We start from the raw sequence: 1,847 nt of genomic DNA, 5'->3' as shown, positions 1-1,847 counted from the left end.
CGCAGCGCGTCGAGCACCTGTTCGCGCGAGGCCGGATCGAGGTTGTTCGTCGGTTCGTCGAGCAACAGCACATTGGCGGTGGAAGCCACCAAACCGGCCAGTGCGAGCCGGGTCTTCTCACCGCCGGACAGCGTGCCCGCCGGCTGGTCGAGCTGGGGGCCGCTGAACATGAACGCTCCCAGCAGGCCGCGCAGATCCTGCTCGCCGGAATCCGGTGCGGCGTGCCGGATGTTCTCCCACACGGTCGCATCGTTGTCGAGGGTGTCGTGCTCCTGGGCGAAGTAGCCGATCCGCAGCCCGTGGCCGGGCTCGAGGCCTCCGGTATCGGGGGCCTCGGTGCCGGCCAGGATCCGCAGCAGCGTGGTCTTGCCGGCGCCGTTGAGGCCCAGCACCACCACCCGCGAGCCGCGGTCGATCGCCAGGTCGACGCCGGTGAACACTTCCAGCGACCCGTAGGACTTGCTCAGGCCGGTGGCCACCAGCGGTGTGCGCCCGCACGGTGCCGGGTTCGGAAACTTGATGCGGGCCACCTTGTCGGCCACCCGCTCGTCGTCGAGCGCGGCCATCATCCGGTCGGCGCGACGCAACATGTTCTGTGCGGCAACGGCTTTGGTGGCTTTGGCGCCGAGCTTGGCGGCCTGCGAGCGCAGCGCGGTGGCCTTGCGTTCGGCGTTCGCGCGTTCCCGGCGGCGGCGCTGCTCGTCGGTGGCCCGCGCGTCCAGGTACTTCTGCCAGCCCATGTTGTACACGTCGACCTCGCCGCGCACCGCGTCCAGGAACCAGACCCGGTTGACGACGTCGGCGAGCAAGTCGACGTTGTGGCTGATGATCACCAGCCCGCCGGTGTGCGCGCGCAGGAAGTCGCGCAGCCAGCCGATGGAATCCGCGTCCAGGTGGTTGGTCGGCTCGTCGAGGAGCAGCGTGGTCGACGAACCCGACATCCCCGCGCCGCCCTCGGACGCGGCGAACAGGATGCGGGCCAGTTCCACCCGGCGGCGCTGTCCGCCGGACAGGGTGCGCAGCTGCTGCGTCAGCACCCGTTCCGGCAGGCCGAGACTCGCGCAGATGCGGCTGGCTTCGCTTTCCGCGCCGTAGCCGCCCAGCGCGACGAAACGCTCCTCGAGCTGGCCGTAGCGGCGGATCGCGCGGTCGCGGGCGTCGTCGTCGGCGACCTCGGCCATCAGCGCCTGCTGCTTTTCCAGGTCGGTCAGCAACACGTCGAGCCCGCGGGCCGACAGGACCCGGTCGCGGGCCAGCACGTCGAGGTCCCCCTCTTTGGGATCCTGTGGCAGGTAACCGATTTCACCGACTCGGTTGATCGCGCCGGCATAGGGTTCGGTCTCCCCCGCCAGGATGCGCAGGGTGGTGGTCTTGCCGGCGCCGTTGCGGCCCACCAGCCCGATGCGGTCGCCGGGCTGCACGCGCAGGTCGGGACCGTCCGGTGAGAGCAGGATGCGCGCACCAGCGCGGACCTCGAGGTCCGTGGCCGTGATCACGATCGCTCTCCTTGTGGAAAAGACGACTATTTGTCGTCGGTGAACACCGCTGGTCGTCGTTCTGCACGCGCGGCAACCGCTTCTTCGAAGTTGGCGGTGAGCAGGCGGACGAATAGCTGTCCCAAGCCTTCGGCTTGCATGTGCCCTTCCAGGCTACCGGCGTCCAGTCCACTCCACAGCGTGCGCTTGGTCAACTCGATTCCCGGGCGGGAGAAGGCTGCTATCCGCGCGGCGATGGCGTAGCAGGTGTCCAGCAGCTGCTCGTCGGGCACCTGGTTGGACACCAGCCCGATACGCTCGGCCTCTTCGGCGGTGATGTCGCGGCCGGTCAGCATGATCTCGAACGCGCGC

Annotated in this window: 2 protein-coding genes; both read right to left on the bottom strand. The window is 69.2% G+C overall.

Annotated elements, in window-relative coordinates:
- Positions 1-1,496: ABC-F family ATP-binding cassette domain-containing protein (locus A9W96_RS13340; RefSeq protein ID WP_067140326.1), on the bottom strand; the 1,496-nt coding region annotated here is incomplete at its 3' end.
- 26 nt (positions 1,497-1,522) lie between these two features.
- Positions 1,523-1,847: enoyl-CoA hydratase-related protein (locus A9W96_RS13335; protein ID WP_231999677.1), on the bottom strand; the 325-nt coding region annotated here is incomplete at its 5' end.

Origin of the sequence: Mycobacterium sp. 1245852.3 (genome assembly GCF_001669335.1) — a bacterium.
In the GTDB taxonomy this organism is placed as follows: Bacteria; Actinomycetota; Actinomycetes; order Mycobacteriales; family Mycobacteriaceae; genus Mycobacterium; species Mycobacterium europaeum_A.
This window is presented reverse-complemented; position numbering and strand designations above follow the sequence as displayed.